The 20,332-nt window shown below is 64.5% G+C and carries 17 protein-coding genes; 8 read left to right on the top strand and 9 right to left on the bottom strand.

Translation table 11 applies throughout. The annotated features are described in order from the left end of the window. Positions 1–41 precede the first annotated feature (41 nt). The gene (gene queG / locus ACS0VV_RS13705; protein WP_483533249.1) at positions 42–1,103 is read left to right on the top strand and encodes a tRNA epoxyqueuosine(34) reductase QueG; all 1,062 of its coding nucleotides are present in this window, start codon (positions 42–44) and stop codon (positions 1,101–1,103) included. Here queG and ACS0VV_RS13700 read toward each other — a convergent pair. The 3 genes from ACS0VV_RS13700 to ACS0VV_RS13690 all read right to left on the bottom strand — a co-directional run bounded on the left by ACS0VV_RS13700 (position 1,087) and on the right by ACS0VV_RS13690 (position 7,984). Continuing rightward, positions 1,087–2,310, bottom strand: a complete 1,224-nt coding sequence (locus tag ACS0VV_RS13700) for an NAD(P)/FAD-dependent oxidoreductase (RefSeq protein ID WP_483533248.1) — start codon at positions 2,308–2,310, stop codon at positions 1,087–1,089. The genes queG and ACS0VV_RS13700 overlap by 17 nt on opposite strands. A gap of 55 nt (positions 2,311–2,365) precedes the next feature. After that, positions 2,366–7,108, bottom strand: a complete 4,743-nt coding sequence (locus ACS0VV_RS13695) for an NAD-glutamate dehydrogenase domain-containing protein (RefSeq protein ID WP_483533247.1) — start codon at positions 7,106–7,108, stop codon at positions 2,366–2,368. A gap of 144 nt (positions 7,109–7,252) precedes the next feature. Continuing rightward, a complete protein-coding gene (locus ACS0VV_RS13690) occupies positions 7,253–7,984 on the bottom strand; it encodes an alpha/beta fold hydrolase (RefSeq protein WP_483533246.1) in 732 nt (243 codons plus the stop codon). Positions 7,985–8,071: 87 nt separating this feature from the next. Between ACS0VV_RS13690 and thrS the strand changes: the two genes are divergently transcribed. Beyond that, a complete protein-coding gene (thrS, locus tag ACS0VV_RS13685; RefSeq protein ID WP_483533245.1) occupies positions 8,072–10,096 on the top strand; it encodes a threonine--tRNA ligase in 2,025 nt (674 codons plus the stop codon). A gap of 3 nt (positions 10,097–10,099) precedes the next feature. Continuing rightward, on the top strand, positions 10,100–10,843 hold the full coding sequence (locus tag ACS0VV_RS13680; RefSeq protein WP_483533244.1) for a TSUP family transporter: 744 nt from the start codon (positions 10,100–10,102) through the stop codon (positions 10,841–10,843). On the opposite strand, the gene ACS0VV_RS13675 is transcribed toward ACS0VV_RS13680, so the two are convergent. The 4 genes from ACS0VV_RS13675 to ACS0VV_RS13660 form a co-directional block, all read right to left on the bottom strand. Next, positions 10,840–11,595 (bottom strand): DUF1223 domain-containing protein, encoded by a 756-nt coding sequence (locus ACS0VV_RS13675; protein ID WP_483533243.1) that lies wholly within the window; start codon positions 11,593–11,595, stop codon positions 10,840–10,842. The two genes, ACS0VV_RS13680 and ACS0VV_RS13675, sit on opposite strands and share 4 nt — an antisense overlap. A gap of 64 nt (positions 11,596–11,659) precedes the next feature. Beyond that, complete coding sequence (locus ACS0VV_RS13670; protein WP_483533242.1) at positions 11,660–11,782, bottom strand: hypothetical protein; 123 nt, start codon at positions 11,780–11,782, stop codon at positions 11,660–11,662. Between the two features lie 34 nt (positions 11,783–11,816). Continuing rightward, complete coding sequence (locus ACS0VV_RS13665) at positions 11,817–12,800, bottom strand: agmatine deiminase family protein (RefSeq protein ID WP_483533241.1); 984 nt, start codon at positions 12,798–12,800, stop codon at positions 11,817–11,819. Between the two features lie 4 nt (positions 12,801–12,804). Beyond that, positions 12,805–14,484: a M28 family peptidase gene (locus tag ACS0VV_RS13660; protein ID WP_483533240.1), complete on the bottom strand. Its 1,680-nt coding sequence runs from the start codon at positions 14,482–14,484 to the stop codon at positions 12,805–12,807. A gap of 108 nt (positions 14,485–14,592) precedes the next feature. Between ACS0VV_RS13660 and glnE the strand changes: the two genes are divergently transcribed. The 3 genes from glnE (at position 14,593) to ACS0VV_RS13645 (ending at position 18,817) form a co-directional block, all read left to right on the top strand. Then, positions 14,593–17,250 carry a bifunctional [glutamate--ammonia ligase]-adenylyl-L-tyrosine phosphorylase/[glutamate--ammonia-ligase] adenylyltransferase gene (gene glnE, locus ACS0VV_RS13655; RefSeq protein ID WP_483533558.1) on the top strand — a complete coding sequence of 886 codons (2,658 nt, stop codon included), beginning with the start codon at positions 14,593–14,595 and terminating at the stop codon, positions 17,248–17,250. Continuing rightward, positions 17,250–17,723 (top strand): peroxiredoxin, encoded by a 474-nt coding sequence (locus tag ACS0VV_RS13650; protein ID WP_483533557.1) that lies wholly within the window; start codon positions 17,250–17,252, stop codon positions 17,721–17,723. Before glnE ends, ACS0VV_RS13650 begins: the two co-directional genes overlap by 1 nt. A gap of 437 nt (positions 17,724–18,160) precedes the next feature. Then, positions 18,161–18,817, top strand: a complete 657-nt coding sequence (locus ACS0VV_RS13645) for a M23 family metallopeptidase (protein ID WP_483533239.1) — start codon at positions 18,161–18,163, stop codon at positions 18,815–18,817. Positions 18,818–18,893: 76 nt separating this feature from the next. On the opposite strand, the gene galU is transcribed toward ACS0VV_RS13645, so the two are convergent. After that, the gene (gene galU / locus ACS0VV_RS13640) at positions 18,894–19,781 is read right to left on the bottom strand and encodes a UTP--glucose-1-phosphate uridylyltransferase GalU (RefSeq protein ID WP_483533238.1); all 888 of its coding nucleotides are present in this window, start codon (positions 19,779–19,781) and stop codon (positions 18,894–18,896) included. Between galU and ACS0VV_RS13635 the strand changes: the two genes are divergently transcribed. Beyond that, positions 19,780–19,902 (top strand): hypothetical protein, encoded by a 123-nt coding sequence (locus ACS0VV_RS13635; RefSeq protein ID WP_483533237.1) that lies wholly within the window; start codon positions 19,780–19,782, stop codon positions 19,900–19,902. The genes galU and ACS0VV_RS13635 overlap by 2 nt on opposite strands. Positions 19,903–19,924: 22 nt before the next feature. Next, positions 19,925–20,068, top strand: a complete 144-nt coding sequence (locus ACS0VV_RS13630) for a hypothetical protein (protein WP_483533236.1) — start codon at positions 19,925–19,927, stop codon at positions 20,066–20,068. Here the strand turns inward: ACS0VV_RS13630 and ACS0VV_RS13625 are convergent. Further along, entirely contained in the window at positions 20,065–20,313 is a 249-nt protein-coding gene (locus tag ACS0VV_RS13625) for a ribbon-helix-helix domain-containing protein (protein ID WP_483533235.1), read from the bottom strand. The genes ACS0VV_RS13630 and ACS0VV_RS13625 overlap by 4 nt on opposite strands. Positions 20,314–20,332: the final 19 nt, after the last annotated feature.

Here is a 20,332-nt window from a genome sequence, read left to right as displayed (position 1 = left end):
CGCCCGCTACAGGGGAGGAATGAACGGGACGCCCTCCCATTATGGTTAATGCGCCGGTTACGTTGTCGCTTGAGGATCGCCTGCGCGCCAAGGCGCGCGAGCTGGGCTTTGTCGCGGTGGGAATTGCGCCGGCCGCCGATGATCCGCTGCGCGCGCGGCGGCTGCATGAGTGGCTGGCGGCGGGCTATCACGGCGACATGGGCTGGATGGAAGACCGCGCTGACGTGCGCCAGGGGCCGCAATCGATGTGGCCGGAGGCAAAAAGCGTGATCGCGCTCGGCATGAGCTATACCCCTGATGTCGATCCGCTGGCGCTGGAAGGCGATGCCGAGCGGGCGCGCATTTCGGTCTATGCCCAAGGGCGCGATTATCACGACACGGTGAAGAAGGCACTGAAGGCGCTGGCGCGCTGGCTCTGTGCCGAAGTGCCCGAAACGCAGCTCAAGGTCTTTGTCGATACCGCGCCGGTGATGGAGAAGCCGCTGGGCGAGGCGGCCGGGCTCGGTTGGCAGGGCAAGCACACCAATATGGTTAGCCGTGAACACGGCAACTGGCTGTTTCTGGGTGCGATCTATACCACGTTAGAACTGGAACCCGATGCGCCGCATGACGACCGTTGCGGTTCGTGCACCGCGTGCCAAGCGGCCTGCCCGACCGATGCTTTCCCTGAACCATACCGGTTAGATGCACGCCGCTGCATCTCTTACCTGACGATCGAGCACAAGGGGCCGATCCCCGAGGAATTCCGCGAAGCCATCGGCAACCGCATCTATGGCTGCGATGACTGCCTCGCAGTGTGTCCGTGGAACAAGTTCGCCGACAGCGCCGCGCGAAACCGTGCCTTCGCCCCGCGCGAGGATCTGGTCGCGCCGCGTCTCGATGAGTTGCTTGCGCTCGACGATGAAGCATTTCGCGCGAAATTCTCCGGTTCGCCGATCAAGCGCATCGGGCGTAACCGCTTCGTGCGCAATTGCCTGATCGCGGCTGGAAACAGCGGGAATGGGGCGCTGGCAAAGCAGGTGGGCGCTTTGACGCAGGATACGGATGAGGTGGTGGCAGAAGCGGCGCGCTGGGCGCTCGTTCGGCTTAGCGCAAATCCTTGAGCACTACGTCGGGGTTGGCCAGATCGGCGGGATCGACTTCCACCCGTGCCTCGATCAGCTTGCGGCCCTGCACATAACAGCGCGTAGAGTTGACCGCGTCCACCGCGATCACCCGTCCGTCTTTCATATACAGCACTGCAAAACTGCGGCTCGCGGGGTCGCCGCGCAGCACTGCTTGGTCATGCCCCATGCTGAGGCCTGCGGTCTGCAATTTGAGGTCATACTGGTTCGACCAGAACCACGGGAAGGCGGTGTAGGGCTGCTTGTCGCCGCAAATCGCCTTCGCCGCGGTGGTCGCCATATCATGCGCGTTCTGCACGCTTTCGAGCCGGATAACCGCGCCATCGGCCCAGGCATTGGCGTGCGCGGCGCAATCGCCGATGGCGTAAATGTGCGGCAGGCTGGTGTGGCAGAATTCGCTGACATCAACCCCGTTGGCACCCGCCGCGCCCGCCGCGATCAGCGGGCCGACCGCCGGGACGATGCCGATGCCCACCACCACGCCGTCACACGCGATCGCCTCGCCATTGGCCAGCACTACGCTTTCCACGCGGGTCGAACCCGTGAGCCGCTCGACACCCACGCCCAATCGCAGATCGACGCCCTGCCGTGTGTGTTCATCCTGATAGAAGCGCGACAATTCTTCCCCCGCGACGCGGTTCAGCACGCGGTCTTGTGCTTCCACCAGCGTGACCTTGCGGCCGAGCTTGCGCAGCACTGCCGCCGCTTCCAGCCCGATATAGCCACCGCCGATCACCACGAAATGCTGCGCTCCGGCTTCGAGATCGGCCAGCAAGGCATCCACATCGCCCCTGTCGCGCACCGCGTGCAAGCCCTCGAGATGGCCGCCGGGGCACGAAAGTCGCCGCGCATCGCCGCCCGCTGCCCAGATCAGCCGTCCGTAACCAACGCGGTCGCCCGCGCCGAGGATGACTTCCTTCACTTCGGGATCAATCTTGGTCACCGATTGGCCGAGCATCAGCGTGATCGCCTTTTCACCCCAGAAGGCTTCAGGGCGGATCAGCAGGCGTTCGAACGGCTTGTCACCCGCCAGATACTCCTTGGAGAGCGGCGGGCGTTCATAGGGCGGTTCGCGGTCGCGGCCGATCATGGCGATCGAGCCTGCAAAACCGTTCTGGCGCAAGGCAATTGCGGCTTGCGCGCCGCCATGCCCGGTGCCGACAATCACAACATCGAACTGGTTCATGGCGCGGTGAGTGGGCAAAATCGGCGGCGCGGTCAAGCGGAGAGGCGGCGCGGCGTTAACCCTGCAACAGATTGCGCGCCTGGCTGGCGATCTGCGCAAGCATGGCAGGAGCAACCGGCGTTGCCGCCTTCGCCCGCGTGATCATCCGCCGGAAGTGCGCAATCGCATTTTCGTTGGCTTGCGTCCACTCGGCAATCAACGCCTGCGGGTCACCGGAATTCTTGCCGCGCTTGCGGGCAAGGCCGCGCAGGAAATCGAACCGCATCTGCTGGAAATCGCGCGCAAGGCCGGAAACGAGCAAGCGCTCCCACGGATCGGTCGGGCTCATCACCGCGGCGCGCGACTGTGCCCAGTCGATGCCGAGCTGCGCGCCGAGATCGATAAAGGCGTGCGCCAGATCTAGCGGGGCGAGCCCGGTATCGGCCGCCAGCCGCGACAGACCGATGGCTCCATCGAAAGCGAACAGGCGCGCGACCATCTGCGCGTGCTCCTCGCTCGCGCCCTTTTCCGCCATGCTTGCTGCCAACGCGTCGACATGGGCGCGCGCTTCGTCGCCGAGCAGACTGTCAGCCTGCGCGTTTATCGCGCTGACCATCTCGCCGATTTCGGCAATCAGGGTGGAGGGGGCGACATCTGCATTACAGGCACGCAGCAGGTCGGCGATATGCGCCCGCAACGCCAGCGCCGCCTGATCGAACAGCATCAGCCGCGCGGTTTCGGGCATCGCCTCGGTATCGAGCGTCTGCCAGATTTCCTCCATGCCCATCAGTTGGCTGGCCGCGACAAAGCCGGCGGCGATGGCGGCAAGCCCCGCGCCTTCTTCCTCGGCCAGTTCGAAGGGATGCAGCATCCCCATGCGGTTAACGATCTGGTTCGCCACCACCGTGCCGACAATTTCCTTGCGCAACCGGTGGTCGAGCAATTGCTCGGGGAAAGCCTCCTGCAATTGCGGCGGGAAATCGCCCAGCACCAGCGCATTGGCCGTCTCATCGTCAGCCAGCGCGCTGCCTTCCACCGCTTCCTGCAAGGTCAGCTTGGAATAGGACAGCAGCACCGCGAGTTCGGGGCGGGTCAGGCCCCGCCCTTCACCAGCGCGGCGCGCCAGTGCCTCGCTATTGCCGAGCCCTTCATTGGCGCGGTCGAGACCGGCCATGTCTTCAAGCATTTCGATGAGCCGCGCCTGCGCGCTAACAGTGCGGCAGCCGCCTTGCTCGGCAATCGACAGCGCGAGCGCTTGCAAGCGGTTGTCTTCCAGCACCAGCTCCGCGACTTCGTCTGTCATATCGGCGAGCAGCGCGTTGCGGCGCTCTTCGGACAGGCGCCCGGCGCGGCGCGCGGCGGTAAGCGCGATCTTGATATTCACCTCGTTATCCGAGCAATCGACGCCCGCCGAATTGTCGATGAAATCGGTGTTGACGCGCCCGCCCCCGAGCGAAAACTCGACGCGGCCAGCCTGCGTCACGCCGAGATTCGCGCCTTCGCCGATCACCTTGGCACGCAGCTCTTCTGCCTTGACCCGCAAGGCGTCATTCGCCGGATCGCCGACATCGGCGTTACTTTCATGACTCGCCCTGATGTAGGTGCCGATGCCGCCGAACCAGATGAGATCGGCCTCGCTCTTCAGGATCAGCGAAATCAGCGTGTCGGGATCGAGCGCACCGTCTTTCAGATCGCTGTCATGGATGCCGAGCACTTCCATCGCCTGCGCAGAAAGTTCGATCCGCTTGCTGCTGCGCGGAATAATCGCGCCGCCTTTGGAGAGCAGTTGTTCCGAATAGTCCGCCCAGCTTGACCGCTCCATCTCGAACAGGCGCTTCCGCTCTTTCCAGCTGGCTGCGGGGTCGGGGTCGGGGTCGATGAAGATGTGGCGATGGTCGAACGCGGCGACCAGCTTGATCGCTTGCGACAGCAGCATTCCGTTGCCGAACACGTCGCCCGACATATCGCCGCAGCCGACCACGCGCACCGAATCGGTCTGCACATCGACGCCCATTTCGAGGAAATGGCGCTGCACGCACACCCACGCACCGCGTGCGGTGATGCCCATCGCTTTGTGGTCGTAACCATTGGAGCCGCCGCTGGCGAAGGCATCGCCGAGCCAGAAGTCCCGCTCCAGCGCGATGGCATTGGCAGTGTCTGAGAAAGTCGCCGTGCCCTTGTCCGCCGCGACCACGAAATAGGGATCCTCGCCATCATGGATGACAACGCTTTCGGGATGAACCACCTTGTCATCGACGATGTTGTCGGTGATCGACAGCAGGGTACGGATGAACAGCTTGTAGCTTTCCTTGCCCTCGGCAAACCACGCATCGCGGTCGACCGCCGGATTGGGCAGGCGCTTGGGATAGAAGCCGCCCTTCGCGCCGGTCGGCACGATCACGGCATTCTTCACCTTCTGCGCTTTCATCAGGCCGAGGATTTCGGTGCGGAAATCGTCGCGCCGGTCAGACCAGCGCAGCCCTCCGCGCGCGACGGGGCCGGCGCGCAAGTGGATGCCTTCGACGCGGCGCGAATAGACGAAGATTTCGCGCCATGGAACGGGCGCGGGCAGGCCGGGGACTTGTGCGCTATCGAGCTTGAAGGCGAGCGCATCGGCGGCAGCAGGCGCAAAGGCATTGGTGCGCAGCACCGCGCGGATCGTCGCCCAGTAACGACGCAGCAGCCGGTCGTCATTGATCGCCCCCACTTGCGCGAGCCCCGCGCGGATATCGTCCTCGACACCGGCCACAGCCTTGTCGCGGTCACCCTTGAACGCGGGATCGTGCAGCGTGCGCAGCAGCGCGATCAGGCCGCGCGTCACGTCGGGCGCGCCCGCGAGCGCATCGACCACGGTGTAGATGGTGAAGGCGATATTCGACTGGCGCAGATAGCGATAGAAGGCGCGCAGCCAGTCGGCTTCCTGCGCGTTCAGGCGGCAAGCGATGACGAGGCGGTTGAAGACGTCGTCCTCGGCGTGTTCGTTGAGCACGCTTGATATGGCAGCCTCGATAATTTCCGCGCGTTCGAGCAGCGCGTCCACGTCCATCCCGACGGGCAGGCCGAGCACGAAATCGTGGATCGTGCCGGTATCCTCGCCGCCCAGTTCGCTGGGAACTTCCGACAACACGCGGAAGCCGAAGTTTTCGAGCGCGGGCACGGCGTCGGAGAGCGGCAGCGCGCCATGATGCTGGTAAATCTTGAGCCGCAGGCGGCCTTCTTCATCACCGGGCGAGTGGTACAGCCGCGCATCGCGCCCCTGGCCCGCTTCACCGGTATGGGCGGCCAGATTGCGGAGGCGCAGAATGTCGGTTGCCGCTTCCTGCGCGCCATAGGTGGCGCGGTAGAAGGGCGGGAAGCTCTCGGCATAGCGCATGGCAAGCGCGGCGGCGCGGCTGGGTTCTTCCTGCGTGGCTAGCGCCTCTTCCACGGCATCGCTCCAGCCGCGCAGCATCGCGCCGAGCGCGGCGTCCACCGCTGCGCTGTCGGCGCTCGTATCGGTGCCACGGAAGTCCATCACATAGCGCAGCAGCGCCAGATTGCCGCCTTCGACCATCAGGCTCCAGTCGAGCGTTTGCGCGCCGGTATGCGCTTCGAGCAGGTCTTCCACCTGCAAGCGCACCGTGGTGGAGAGCATATCGCGCGGCAGCCAGACGAAGCCAAACAGGTGCCGTTCGAGCGGCGCGGTGACCAGTGTCGCGCGCGGGCGCGGTCGGTCGGTCAGGCCCATCATCGAGGTGGCGACGCGGGTGATATCATCGTCCGAGAAGCTGATGATAAGATCGTGCGGCAGTGCTGTGAGCGCATGCACCAGCGCCTTGTAATCATGGCTGCCCGTTTCGAAACCGAGCCGCTCCATAATGCCCTTGAGCTGCTGGCGCAGCACCGGCACGCTATCGGGCGGGGAAACCAGCGCGGCACTGGTCCAGATGCCCGCATGGACGGACAGGGCTTCCACCCGCCCCTTCTGCACGACCGGCACGATAAACAGGTCGAGCGGCACGCGGCGGTGCACCTTGGCAATGCGGTTGGCTTTCAGGATCAGCGGCGCACGGCCGGGCTTTCCGTTCTGGCGGGGCAATTCTCCATCGAACCAGGCGAAGGCCTTTTCGAACGCATCGTCGGCCAGCAGATCGGGGGTCGAGCGGCGGCAGATGCCCATGACATCGCGCGTCTCGCCATCGCGGGTGCGGGTGAGGTGGCCCAATTGCGTCATCATCCCGCCCGCCAGCCAGCGCAGGAGCGCCGCGCCTTCACCATCGGACAGGCGATCCGCATCGTCTTCCATCATCTGCCGCATTTGCGGCCAGTCAGCGACGCAAGCGCGGACATCGAGCAGCGCGGTTTCGAGTTCCGCTTCCAGCGCGCGGCGTTGCTTGGCATCGATGCGCGGCGTTTCGAGATAGACCCAGCTTTCCTTGCGCTCGCCGGTGCCATCGCCCTCGGGCAGTTCGCACAGCGCGCCATCCTTGCGGCGGACAGGCAGGATCGGGTGCACGAGCACATCGATCGGTAGGCCGTGGGCAGCCATCGCCGCGCCGATCGAATCGACAAGAAACGGCATATCCTTGTTGATAATGGCGATGCGCATAAAGCGCCGCCCTTCGGCAGCCGAGCGGATCAGGATCGAGGGCTTGCCGTCTTCGCGCGTGCGCGCCGCTTCGATCACAAACGCGGTGGCGGCGTCGAGATGCTCACCTTCCAGCGGAGTCTCCCCGGGCAGGATCGAGGTGCTGATCCGCTCGCGCAGAGAAGCAGCGAACCCCTTCTCCTCTTTGGTCAATTCGGAAAAGGCAGCGCTCTTGGTGCTCGTGCTCGGCATAAACCCTCGTCTCTCCTCGCGCGTGCCGAGCCAGCGACTCGGTTCCGCGCCCTCTCACCCGGCCATACCGGACAATTGCTGCCGCCTCTATCGCAGCGGCATACGCAATGCACACAAAATGTTTCACTAGAAACTAGTTTTGTTTCAGAGCGCCGCAACGGTTTTGAGCAGCAGCGCGACATCAGTGGGGCGACTGAGCCGGTGGTCGCCGCCTTTGACGAACGTCACTTGCACATCCTCGCTCTCCAGCGCGGCGGCGAGGCGGAGCGAAATATCGGGCGGGACGTCCTTGTCTTCCTGCCCGTGCAGCAAGCGAACCGGGCAGCTAATCGGAATGACATCACCCAGGACCCGGTTGGCCTGCGCATTCTTCCAGAATTTCGCATGGGTCGGCATCGGATCGTAGCCGTAACCGCTCTCCTCATAGATCGTATCGCCGAGATACAGCGCGTCCTTCTGCTCGTCGGTGTAGCCCCAGTCGGAGAAGTCCGGCGCGGCGGCAATGCCGACCAGCCCCGCCAGCCGTTCGGGCATGGACTGGCCGAGCAGCAGCATTACCCAGCCGCCCATCGAGGAGCCGACGAGCACGATCCGCTCGTTCTCGACATACTCGCCGATCAGCAGCCCCGCATCCTCGGCCCAATCGAACAGCGTGCCATCGGCGAAATCGCCGCTGCTATCGCCGCAGCCCGAATAATCGAGCAGCAGACATTCGCGCCCCGTCGCCACGCAATCGTCGAACAGGGCCGTCGCCTTGCTGCCTTCCATGTCGGACATATAGCCGGGCAGGAACACGACCGCAGGCCCGCTGCCGGGTGTGTGGCGGAAGGCGAGCCATTGCTTTTCGCCAAGCGGATGCGTGCGCACTTGTGTCATCGCGTCACGTCTAATTGCGCCCCATGGCGGGAGGCAAGCCATTATCCCCACTTGGCGCGCGCGCGTGAAGGCACTAGGTGGCAGCGCATGACCGAATTACTCAAGATCAGCCTGCCCGATGGTTCCGTTCGCGAGATGGAGCGCGGCTCGACTCCCGCCGATGTGGCGGCAGCGATTGGCCCCGGCCTTGCCAAGGCGGCATTGGCCGCGCGGGTGAACGGCGAAGTGCGCGATCTGAACCGCCCGTTCGATGGCGATAGCGAGCTCGCGCTGATCACCGCGCGCGACGAGGCGGACGCGCTCGAACTCGCGCGCCACGACTTTGCGCACGTGCTGGCCGAAGCGGTGCAATCGCTGTTCCCCGGCACGCAGATCACCTTCGGCCCGGCAACCGATGACGGCTTCTATTACGACGTCAAAGCGCCCGATAACCGCCCGCCCTTCTCGATGGACGATCTGCCCGCCATTGAGGAAGAAATGCGCCGCATCATCCAGGCCGACAAGCCGCTGCGCCGCGAGGTGTGGAGCCGCGAGGATCTGATCGCCAAATGGGAAGCCGATGGCGAGACGTTCAAGGCCGAATGGGCGAAGGAACTGCCCGCCGGTGAAAATGGGGGCGAGGAACTGACGGTCTATTGGTCGGGCGATGACTGGCTCGATATGTGCCGTGGCCCCCACCTTCCCAGCACCGGCAAGCTTGATCCGCAAGCGTTCAAGCTGATGCGGGTGGCCGGCGCTTACTGGCGCGGCGACCAGAACAATGCGCAGCTGACGCGCATTTACGGCACCGGCTGGCTCAACAAGAAGCAGCTGAACGAACATCTGACGCGGCTGGAAGAGGCGGCCAAGCGCGACCACCGCAAGCTGGGGCGCGAAATGGATCTGTTCCACTTGCAGGAAGAGGCGCACGGCAGCGTCTTCTGGCACCCCAAGGGCTATCGCATCTGGCGCGAGCTTGAAGCCTATATGCGCCGCAAGATGGACGGGGCGGGCTATCGCGAGATCAAGACGCCGCAGCTGATGGACGTGCGGCAATGGACGCAGTCGGGCCACTGGGGCAAATATGCGGAAAATATGTTCGCCGTGCCCGATATCGTCCCCGAAGTGGACGAGGAAAGCGGTGTCGCTTCACCCAAAGTCGCTGACGACGCGCAGTGGATGGCGATCAAGCCGATGAACTGCCCCGCGCACGTGCTCGTCTTCAAGCAGGGCATAACTTCTTACCGTGACCTGCCGATCAGGCTGGGCGAAATGGGCTGCTGCCACCGCAACGAACCGCATGGTGCGCTCCACGGACTGATGCGCGTGCGCCAGTTTACGCAGGACGATGCGCATATTTTCTGCACCGAGAAACAGGTGGTCGAGGAAGTGCGCGCCTTCTGCAAGCTGGCGGACGAAGTCTACAAGGATTTCGGCTTCACCTATCACGTCAAGCTCGCCCTGCGCCCCGAAAAGCGGTTCGGCTCCGAAGCGGATTGGGACAAGGCCGAGCAGGAACTGCGCGATGCCGTCGCCGAAGCGGGCATGGACAATTCCGACTATGGCTGGGAAGAGCTGCCCGGCGAAGGCGCGTTCTACGCGCCCAAGCTAGAATGGCACCTGACCGATGCGATTGGCCGTACCTGGCAGGTCGGCACGATCCAGGGCGACCGCGTGCTGCCCGACAGGCTCGATGCGACCTATATCGGCGAGGATGGCGAGAAGCACCGCCCCGTGATGCTCCACCGCGCGATCTTCGGTTCCTACGAGCGCTTCATCGGCATTCTGATCGAACACTTCGCCGGTCGCCTGCCCGTCTGGCTCGCGCCGGTGCAGGCGGTGGTGGCAACCATCGTTTCTGACGCTGATGGGTATGCGAAAGAGACGGTGGCCAAGCTGGAAGCGGCAGGCATTCGCGTCGAAAGCGATCTGCGCAATGAAAAGATCAACTACAAGGTGCGCGAGCACTCGCTCGCCAAAGTCCCGTATCTGCTGGTGGTCGGCAAGCGCGAGGCGGAGGAAGGCACCGTCGCCGTGCGCACGCTCGGCGAACAGCACCAGAAAGTGATGCCGCTCGACGAAGCGATTGCGATGCTGCGCGATGCCGCTACTCCGCCTGATCTGAAAGCCTAGTTGTTGGACATTCTCGCCGGGTTTTCGACGACGCAGATCGTCGCGGCGGCGTTGGCCACCTTCGGGGCGGCGATTGTGCGCGGGTTGACGGGGTTCGGCTTCGGCTTCCTGCTCGCCCCGATCCTCGCGCTGGCGCTGGCGCCGGTCGAGGCGGTGTTGCTGATCAATATTCTCGCGCTCGCCATGGCGCTTAGCGAAATCCGCTTCGTTTTGCGCGAGGCGGCGCGCTCTGCCTATGTCATCAGCGGGCTGCTGATGCTGACGACGCTTCCCGGCTTGCTGCTGCTAAGCGCCTTGTCGCAACCGCTCGCCCGCCTGCTGATCGCGCTCGCCGCACTCACCGCTTTCATCATGGTCATCATCCCGCGCAGCAAGACCCCGACACCCCCCGGCCCCCTCGTCACCGGAGCCACCGGACTGATCTCGGGCGTGATGACGGGCTTTGCCGCCATGCCGGGCATACCCGTGGTGCCCTATTACGTAAGGCAGGACATTGCGCGGGTGACTGCCAAGGCTTCCATGATCGGGATTTTCGGAGTCGCCTCCTTGGCAGGCCTGCTTTCAGGCGCAGCGACCGGATTGCTGGAGCTGCACCTGCTGGCATTCGGCACGCTGCTGTTTCCCCTGATGGCGCTCGGCAACTGGCTCGGCTCGTTGGCTTTCGGGAAAGTGAGCGATCCGGTCTGGCGCGCGCTGGTTGGCGTTGTGCTGGGTGCAGCTGCCTTGGCGGCGCTGCTGAAACTCTAGAGCCAGCGGCCTGCAAGGATCGCGCCCGCGCCATCATCGGATGCTTCGCGCAGGATAAGCACATGGCGGTCGCCGGCGGGCAATGAATCAGGAAGCGTGAACCGTGCTTCGCCGCCGCTCCAAGTCCCAAGAGCCGCCTCGCCAAGCCAGCTATTGGTGTAAGTCACCGTGCGATTGCGGTTCTCGCCCGAGCCAATGGCGACCGTCTCGCTGGCATCGACCGTGACCACGCTCAGCACCGCATCGCCGTCTACCTCACCTTGAACGGCAATGCTGGCACCATTCACACTTAGCGAGGGCCGCTCGCGGCTGCCCGCCTGCGCAATCAGTTCGGAGAGTTCGCCCGCGCGCGATCCGACCAGCCCTTCGCGCCCGTCCACTACTGCTTGCGGGGTGTAGACACCGTTGCGCCCCGCCAGCCCGCGCCGCGCATAGGCGCGCTGGAGCTGCGTATTGGCCTCGTCGGAGAGCGTGTCTTCCCAGCCGATGCGGTTCCAGTAAGTGACATTGCGTGAAATGACGATGACATCCTCGCGCCGAGACAATTGTTCGGCCAGCGCATCGGCGGGCGGGCAGGAAGAGCAGCTCTGGCTGGTGAACATTTCGACCACGACCGGGCCGCTACCTTCGGCGATTGCTGTGGGTTGGAGCTCCGGCGTTTCCGCTTTGGCCAGCTCTTCGGGCATGTGCAGCGCATAGCCGATCCCGACGGCGGCGACGCCAAGCGTGGCAAGGGCGAAAAGGGCTTTCACTTGGGACTTCTCCTGAGGGTTCAGGAGAGCATTCGGCGCAATCTATCGAGGGGTTACTTACCGATCAGAAGGGCGCAGCTTGACCGGCGACGATCAGCGCAATCCCGCAAAAGCTCACGATAAGCGCGCGTGCAGTGTCTTGCGCGGCAACGAGGCGGGTACGGGTAAGGGCAATAGCTTTGGCCATGCGGCAATTCTGCGCCCGATTTCCTAACGAAAGGTTAAGCCGCGCGCGGCACGTGCTGGCTGGCGCAGTGGAAACTGCCGCCGCCGGTTAGCACCGCATCGGCGGGCAGGCCCACTGCCTCGCGCTCCGGGAACAGCGCGCCGATGGCTTTGACCGCTTCCGCGTCAAACGGGGTGCCGTAGGTTGGAACGACGATCACCTTGTTGGCGATGATGAAATTCATTGCGCTCGCAGGCTCGGCATCGTCGTCCTCGCCATAATGACCGAGCGATGGCACTTCGCGCACTTCCAGTCCTGCAGCGAGCGCGCGGGCGCGGGCATCCGCGTAAATGGCGGAATTGGGATCGTCCGGCGTGCTGGCGAAGGGAATCGCGATCACCCCTTCGCCGACCATGCGCGCAAGGTTGTCGATATGGCCGTCGGTGTGATCGCCGTGCAGCCCGTTGCCGAGCCAGACACACTGGACAGCCCCCAGGTCACGGGCGAGATATTTCTCGATATCCTCCCGGCCAAGGCCCGGATTGCGGTTGGGGTTGAGCAGGCACTGCTCGGTCGTCACGAACAGGCCGGTGCCATCGGTTTCGATCGAGCCGCCTTCGAGGATCCAGTCGGCGCGGGCATAGGGCAGGCTGCCTGCCGCCGCGAGCGAGGGGCCGGTGTCCGAGTCGCCTTCCATGATGAACTTGCCGCCCCAGCCATTGAAGCCGAAGCCCTGCGCGCGCCGCGCACCCTGCGGCCCGAGCACGGTCAGCGGCCCGGTATCGCGCAGCCAGATGTCGCCATAAGGGTGGCGCTCAAGGTGCACACTTGGTTCAACCAGCCTGCGCGCGGCTTTCTCCGCCACTTCGTCGCGAACAACCAGCCGCACATCCTGCCCGCTGCTGGCAATGGCATTGGCGGCGGCGGCGATTTGCGCTTGCGCGGGTTCGAGATCCTCTTCCCACAAATCGGCATGGGCGGGAAAGCCGATCCAGATCCAGTCCTGCTCGGCCCACTCGGCGGGCATCCGGTATGTCATCGGATCAGCACCCCCCGTTACCGGCATTACAGCTCGCATCGCGGGCAGCGCGGAATTCATCGTTGGGGTTCCAGTTGGGCCAGTCGCTGCTGTTGCCGAGCGCGCGGGCGAGCATGAAATACAGTTCCAGATCCTGCATCACCCCGGCCCAGTCCCAGTCTTCCGAATATTCGTCGCCCGCCGCGTGATAGCGGTTGGTGTTGTAATCGCGATAGGCCGCATCGCCTGCCGCTGCGCCGCCGTCGACCAGCGTCTGACCCGATTTGATGTAGAACATCGGCACGCCGCGCTTGGCGAGGCTGAAATGGTCGGAGCGGTAATAGCGTCCCGCTTGCGGTGCGGCATCGGGCGTGGCGGTGCGGCCCTGCTGCGCCAGCGCGGCGGAGAGATAATCATCAAGCGAACTCTTGCCCCCGCCGATCACCGTCACATCTCGTGCTGCGCCCAGGACATAAAGCGCGTCGATATTCACCCCGCCCACCGTGCGATGAAGCGGATAGACCGGATTGGCGGCGTAATATTCGCTGCCGAGCAGACCCGATTCCTCCGCCGTCACTGCCAGAAACACCTGGCTGCGCTGTGTCGGCCCGGCGGCGGCGTGCGCCTCGGCGAGAGTGACCAAAGCGGCGGTGCCCGTCGCATTGTCGACCGCACCGTTGCAAATCATGTCCGCATCGCCTTCTTCGCCGCAAATGCCCAGATGATCCCAATGCGCGGTGTGCAGCACATATTCATCGGGCGCGGTGGTGCCGGGCAGAATGCCGATCACGTTTTGCGAGGAAAAGCGGCGGATGGTGTTGTCGAAGCTCGTCGAGACGCTTTGTCCCAGCGAGACCGGCGTAAAACCGGGCGAGCGCGCAGCCAGCGCCATTTGCTCATAATCCATGCCCGCGGCGGCGAAAATCTCGCGCGCGGCGGCGGACTGGATCCAGCCATTCACCAGCGTCGCATTCGCCCCGCCATTGCCGGTATCGGCGAAAGCCTGCGGGCCCGACCAGCTCGTTTCGACGACGTTCCAGCCATAGCTGGCTGGGAAATCCTCGTGAATGATGATCGCGGCGGCGGCGCCTTGCCGCGCGGCCTCTTCAAACTTGTAGGTCCAGCGCCCGTAATAGGTCATCGCGCGGCCGTTGAACGGCCCTTCCAGCCCTTCGGCGGCGTAATCGGCATCGTTGACGAGGATCAGCGCGGTCTTGCCGCGCATATCCAGCCCTTCATAATCGTTCCAGCCGCGTTCGGGCGCGTTGATACCAAAGCCGACAAACACCAGCTCGCTGTCCTCCAGCACGGTGCGCGGGGTCTGGCGGTAGCTCACGCCCACCCAGTCGCTGCCAAAGGCGAATTGCCGGTTGCCCACGGTGAGCGGGGTGTGGTTGCTGCCGGTGATCTCGATCAGCGGCACATCCTGCACCCAGCTGTCACCATTGCCCGGTTGCAAGCCAGCGGCGGCGAATTGCTCGACCAGATATTGGACCGTCCGCTCGCCCCCCGGCGTGCCTGGCTCGCGCCCTTCGAAGGCATCGGAGGAAAGCGTGCGGGTGACCTCCTGCATCGTTTCGAGCGAAATCTGCGGAGCGTTCGATGAAGCCGTGGGTGGCGGCGTGTCGGTCACGCAGCCGGTCAGCGCCAGGAATGCGGCGGCAGGGGCGAGGAGACGGGTAATAGCGGTCGGGTTGTTCATCATGCGCGCTATCTGGCACCCGGCGCGGGTGAGTACAAGCGGGCACGGGCGGGCACGGGCGGTCACAAGCAGGCTTGCGGGCCATGCGGCATGGGGGCAGAGACGGCGGCGATGGCTCCCGATTGGCAATCCGCACTCGACCGCGCGCGGCAACACGCGCCGTTCCTCCGCCGCGCGCTGGAGCGGCGACCGGACATTGCCGCACTGCTGGCTGCGGGCGAGGGCGAAGCGGCGCTGTTGGCGGCGAAGGCGAGCGGCGAGGGCGCAAGCGATGTCGGCACCGCCCTGCGGCGCGAGCGGCTTGCGCTCGCTGCGGTATTGGCGGTGGGCGATCTGGCAGGAGCCTTTCCGCTGGCGCAGGTCCTGCGCGAGTTGAGCGGTTTTGCCGATCATGCGCTCAACCGCGCCATGGCGGCGGCGGTGGCGCAACGCGTGCCGGGTGCGGACACCACCGGCTTTATCGCGTTGGCTTTGGGCAAGCAGGGCGCGGGGGAATTGAACTACTCCTCCGATATCGATCCGATCCTTTTGTTCGATCCTGCGCGGCTGGCGCGGCGCGAGCGGGACGAGCCGGGCGAAGCGGCGCAGCGTTATGCCCGGCAGGTGGTCGAGCTCCTCTCCAAGCCGACGCCCGAAGGCTATGTCCTGCGCGTCGATCTGCGGCTGCGTCCGGCGAGCGAAGTCAGCCCGCTGGCGATCCCGGTGAACGGCGCGATCTCGCATTATGAAAGCAGCGCACTCGCGTGGGAGCGCGCCGCCTTTATCCGTGCCCGCGCCTGTTCGGGCGATATCGCGGCGGGCGAAGCGTTTCTTGACGATATCCGCCCCTTCGTCTGGCGGCGAAGCCTCGATTTCACCGCGATCGAGGAAATCCGCCGCCTCACCGCGCGCATCCGCAGCTCGTATAAGGGCCCGCGCGAGCCGGGGCCGGGTTTCGATGTGAAGAAGGGACGCGGCGGGATACGCGAGATCGAATTCTACGCGCAGACGCACCAGCTGATCTATGGCGGGCGCAACCCGTCCCTGCGCTGCCGCGGCACGCGCGAGGCCCTCGATGCGCTGGCGGCAGCGGCGATTATCGGCGCGGAAGATGCGCGGGTTTTGGGCGAAAGCTATGACCGGCTGCGGATGATCGAGCACCGGCTGCAAATGGTCGAAGACCGGCAGACCCATGCGGTGCCGGTGAATGCCGACGCGATAGACGCGGTGGCAAGGCTGGACGGGCTGGCCGATGGCGCGGCCTTGCTCGCCGAATTGCGCGACATTACCGAGGCGGTGGGCGCGCGCTATGACGATCTGCTCGGCGAAGACGACGCGCGCCCCGTCGCGGTGCGCGTGCCCGATGCCTTCCGCGACCATTTCGACGCTCGTGTGGCGCATTGGAAGCAGGCGACGCGGGCGCTTCGCACCACCGAAGCGCGCAAGGCCTTCGATGCGATGCAGGGCGAACTGCTCGCCGCGCTGGTCGCTGCGCCCGATCCTGACCGGTCGCTGGCGCGCTGGGAAACGTTCCTGTCGCGCCTGCCGACCGCGATCAACCTGTTCCGCCTGTTCGAGGAACGGCCCGGCCTGTTGGAGCGGGTTTTGCGTGTGCTGACCCTTTCGCAGCCGCTCGCCGACGCGCTGGCGCGGCGGCCCGAATTGCTCGACGCGCTGATCGACGCCTCTGCGCTCGATCTGCCGGCAGACATCGCCACGCTCGGCGCGCGGATGGCCCGTTGCGAGAGCGGCGATTATGAAGCGCGCCTTGGCCGCATCCGGCAGGTCGTCGGCGATGAGCGCTTTTCTGCGGGCGTGCAGATGATCGAAGGCGTCCACGATCCGCTCGCCATTGCCGAGGGGCTATGCCGCGTGGCCGAGGCCGCTGTGCGCACCGGAGCCGATGCGGCGGTTGAGGAATTTGCCGCGACGCATGGACACATTGCCGGGCACGAACTGGTCATTCTCGGCCTCGGGCGGCTCGGCGGCGGGGCGCTGACCCATGCCTCCGATCTCGACATCGTGTTCCTCTTCACCGGCGATATCGGCGCGGAATCGGACGGACGGCGGCCCTTGTCCTCGACGCTTTATTTCAACCGCCTCGCCACCCGCGTGACGGCGGCCTTGAGCGTGCCCACGGCCGAAGGCGCGCTGTATGAGGTGGACACGCGGCTGCGCCCGCAAGGCAAGCAAGGGCCATTGGCGGTCAGCCTCACCGCCTTCGACAAATACCAGCGCGAGGATGCGTGGACATGGGAGCATATGGCGCTCGCCCGCGCGCGGCCCCTCTATGGCTCTCCGAAGGCGCAGGAGGAATTGCGCGGCATCATCACCGAGGTGCTGCGGCAGCAGCGCGATCCTGCCACTTTGCGCGAAGATGTGCTCAAAATGCGCGCCGATGTGCTCGCCGCCAAGCCGCCATCGGGGCCGCTAGACGTCAAGCTGCTGCGCGGCGGGTTGGTCGATAGCGAATTCCTTGTCCACTATCTGCAATTGCGCGAGGGGATCGGGCTTTATCCGGGGCTGGAACACGCGATTGGCGCCCTGGCAGAGGCGGGGTTGCTCCCCGCGAGCCATGCCGACAATCACCTGATGCTCACCCGTTTTCTGGTCGCCGAGCGGCTGTTCGCGCCCGATGGCAGCGAGCCGCACGATGCCGCCAAGCCTGCCTTGGCGAAGGCTTGCGGGCAGGACAGTTATCCGGCGCTGTTGCAGGCCTTGCTTGAAGCGCGGCAAGGCATCGCCATTCAATGGGAACGCCATTTCGGCCAGCAACTGGAGATAGAATGATGTCAGCACACCCCGATATTGGAGACGCCATGCCCGATGTGGCGATGGAAACGCCCGACGGCGGCAGCGTGAAACCCAGCGATTTCGCAGGGCAAAAGCTGGTCGTGTTCTTCTACCCGAAAGACAACACGCCCGGCTGCACGACCGAGAACAAGGATTTCTCCGCGCTTAAGGCGGAATTCGATGCAGCGGGCGTCGCGCTGCTGGGAGTGAGCAAGGACTCAGTCAAGAAGCACCAGAATTTCATCGCCAAGCACGGTCTGACAGCGCCGCTCGCCACCGATCCGGAGACCGGCGGGCTTTCCGATGCGCTGGGCGTGTGGGTCGAGAAGCAGATGTATGGCAAAAGCTATATGGGGCTGGAGCGCAGCACCTTCCTCGTTGGCCCCGACGGGAAAATCGCGCAGGTCTGGCGCAAGGTGAAAGTGAAGGGCCACGCGGAGGAAGTGCTGGCGGCTGCCAAGGCGCTTTAAGCCGGACCACACCCCGCGTGCCGGCACTGCGACTCGCAAAAGAATGCTTGACGCCGCATTTCGCCTGCCCGTCCACCTGCGCAACCCCTTTTTGCCGCGGTGGGCGGGCAGGATACGCCAATCGGCAGAATCACTCGAAAAATTGTGTCAAAAAGCGCTCTCGGCGCACCGTTAATCCACTGTTCAACGACTCGCCGCGTGTTGCAGGCGGTCTATCGCGGGATGCCCGCACGGCTATTGCCTCCTTAAGTTTTCCCCGCATACCTCAACATCGAATGCAGCGGAGAACGTCCGCAGGGTCGCAAAATGATGATTTGGCCGGGGCGCCGTAAGGCTCTTCGACCCGGATCTGACGAGGGCGCGAAAGCGTCTGACAACGAAGAAAAAGGGATCGTATGCTCGTCAAGATCACTGGAATTCTCGCAGCCGGCGCTGTGATGCTGTCGTCACCCGCGCTTGCGAACGATCCGGTTGTTTCCGCCGACCCCACCGTTCTCGCCGATGGCGTGCTCGATCTCACTGCGGTTGACGAAGCCGGCCCGGATGAGGAATTTTCCGAACTGTTCGCCAGCTGGGAAGCGCTCGAAGATGGCGGCGTGGTGTCGACCACCGGCGATGTCATTCCCCCCGCTCCCACCCGCGTTATGGTGTCCGTGCCGCAGATCATGCCGTTGAGCGATGCCCGCCTCACCAGCGGCTACGGGATGCGCGACCACCCGATCTTGCAACGCCGCGCCCGCCACAATGGCGTCGATCTCGCCGCGCCGCGCGGCACCCCGGTTTACGCCACCGCCGATGGCCTTGTCGAAATGGCGCAATATTACAGCTCGTATGGCAATTATGTGCAGATCGAGCATGGCGGCGATATCGAAACCCGTTATGCCCACCTCTCCAGCTATACCGTTGTTCCCGGGCAGCAGGTGCGCATGGGCCAGCTGATCGGCTATGTCGGCTCGACCGGACGTTCGACCGGCCCCCACCTGCATTACGAAGTCCGCGTCAGCGGCACGCCGGTGAACCCGATCCCCTACATGACCGCCAATCTCGAATTCGATTACGGCGCGGCAGCAGCGCGCGGCGGCCCCGAAGAGTAAGACCTCTTCACATCGCTGATACGAAAAAGGCGGGCCGCGCGGTCCGCCTTTTTCGTATCCGGATTGCGGAAATGGCCTATTGCGCCAGCAACCGCTCGGCAATCGCGCGCACTTCGGCGCCCATATCCTCGCGCTCCAGCGCCAGCGCCAGCGTCGCTTCGACAAAGCCTGCCTTGCTGCCGCAGTCGAAGCGGCGGCCATTGAAGGTCACCGCGTGGAACGGCTGGTTGCCGATCATCTGCGCCATCGCATCGGTCAGCTGGATTTCGCCGCCCGCACCCTTGCCCTGCGTTTCCAGCGTACGCATCACTTCGGGCTGGAGGATATAGCGGCCGGATATGATCTTGTTCGAAGGCGCTTCGTCCACCGGCGGCTTTTCAACGAGGCCTTTGACTTCGGTCAGCGCGCCCGATTCCGCACCCGGATCAATCACGCCGTAGCTCGACACCGCTTCATGCGGCACTTCGAGCACCGAGATGAGATTGCCGCCGACCTCCTCATAGGCCTCGACCATCTGCGCCATACAGCCTTTGCCGCCATTGGCATTGGCGACCATCATTTCATCGGGCAGCAGGATGGCAAAGGGCTCGTCCCCCACAATAGCGCGCGCGCACCAGATCGCATGGCCCAGGCCCAGCGGCACTTGCTGGCGCACGGTGATGATATCGCCGGGGGTAAAGCGGCTCGAATCGAGCACGGCCAGATCCTTGCCGCGCTCGGTCATGGTGGTTTCCAGCTCGTAGGCGACATCGAAATGTTCGACGATGGCGGTTTTGCCGCGCCCGGTGACGAAGATCATCTGCTCGATCCCCGCCTCGCGCGCCTCATCCACTGCATACTGGATCAGCGGCTTGTCGACGATCGGCAGCAATTCCTTGGGGATCGCCTTGGTGGCGGGGAGAAAGCGGGTGCCGAGCCCGGCAACGGGGAACACGGCTTTGCGGATCGGTTTGCGATTGCTCATGCCCGCTTTACTGCGCGCCAGCGGCGGCAGGGTCAATGCCGCTTATCACGGCAGCGTAACGGTCAGCCCCGCTTCATCTGTGATCGGCTTTGACAGAACCAAAGACGCTTTCATGCGTTAGCGTTGAACAGGAGGATATTGCGATGTGGATACGGATTGCCGCGCTGGCGGGCCTGGCCTTTGCCGGGTTCAAACTGTTTGAAAAGGCGCGCGATGACGGGCTGCTCGATAGCGGCGGGGACGATACTTATGGCGATACGTGGGATATGATCGACGACGAAAGCTAATCCGCCCGATCGCGCTCTTGCAGCTCGGCCGCACACCATAGCCGCACGGCGGTGGCGAGGCCGGGCGGGCGTTCGGCCTCCAGCCGCTCGGCATCGATCCGCGCGATCAGCGCATTGAGCGGCAATCCCTCGCGCGCGGCACAGCTGCGCAGCACATCCCAGAACAACGGTTCGAGGCTGATCGAGGTCTTGTGCCCCGCAATCTCGACCGAGCGTTTGACCGGGGGGTGGTAAATCTCGCTCATCTTGCAGCCTTGCGCACCT

This window comes from Aurantiacibacter sp. KMU-128 (assembly GCF_056933515.1).
The sequence above is the reverse complement of the archived record's forward strand: the minus strand, read 5'-3'. Positions and strand labels throughout refer to the sequence as shown.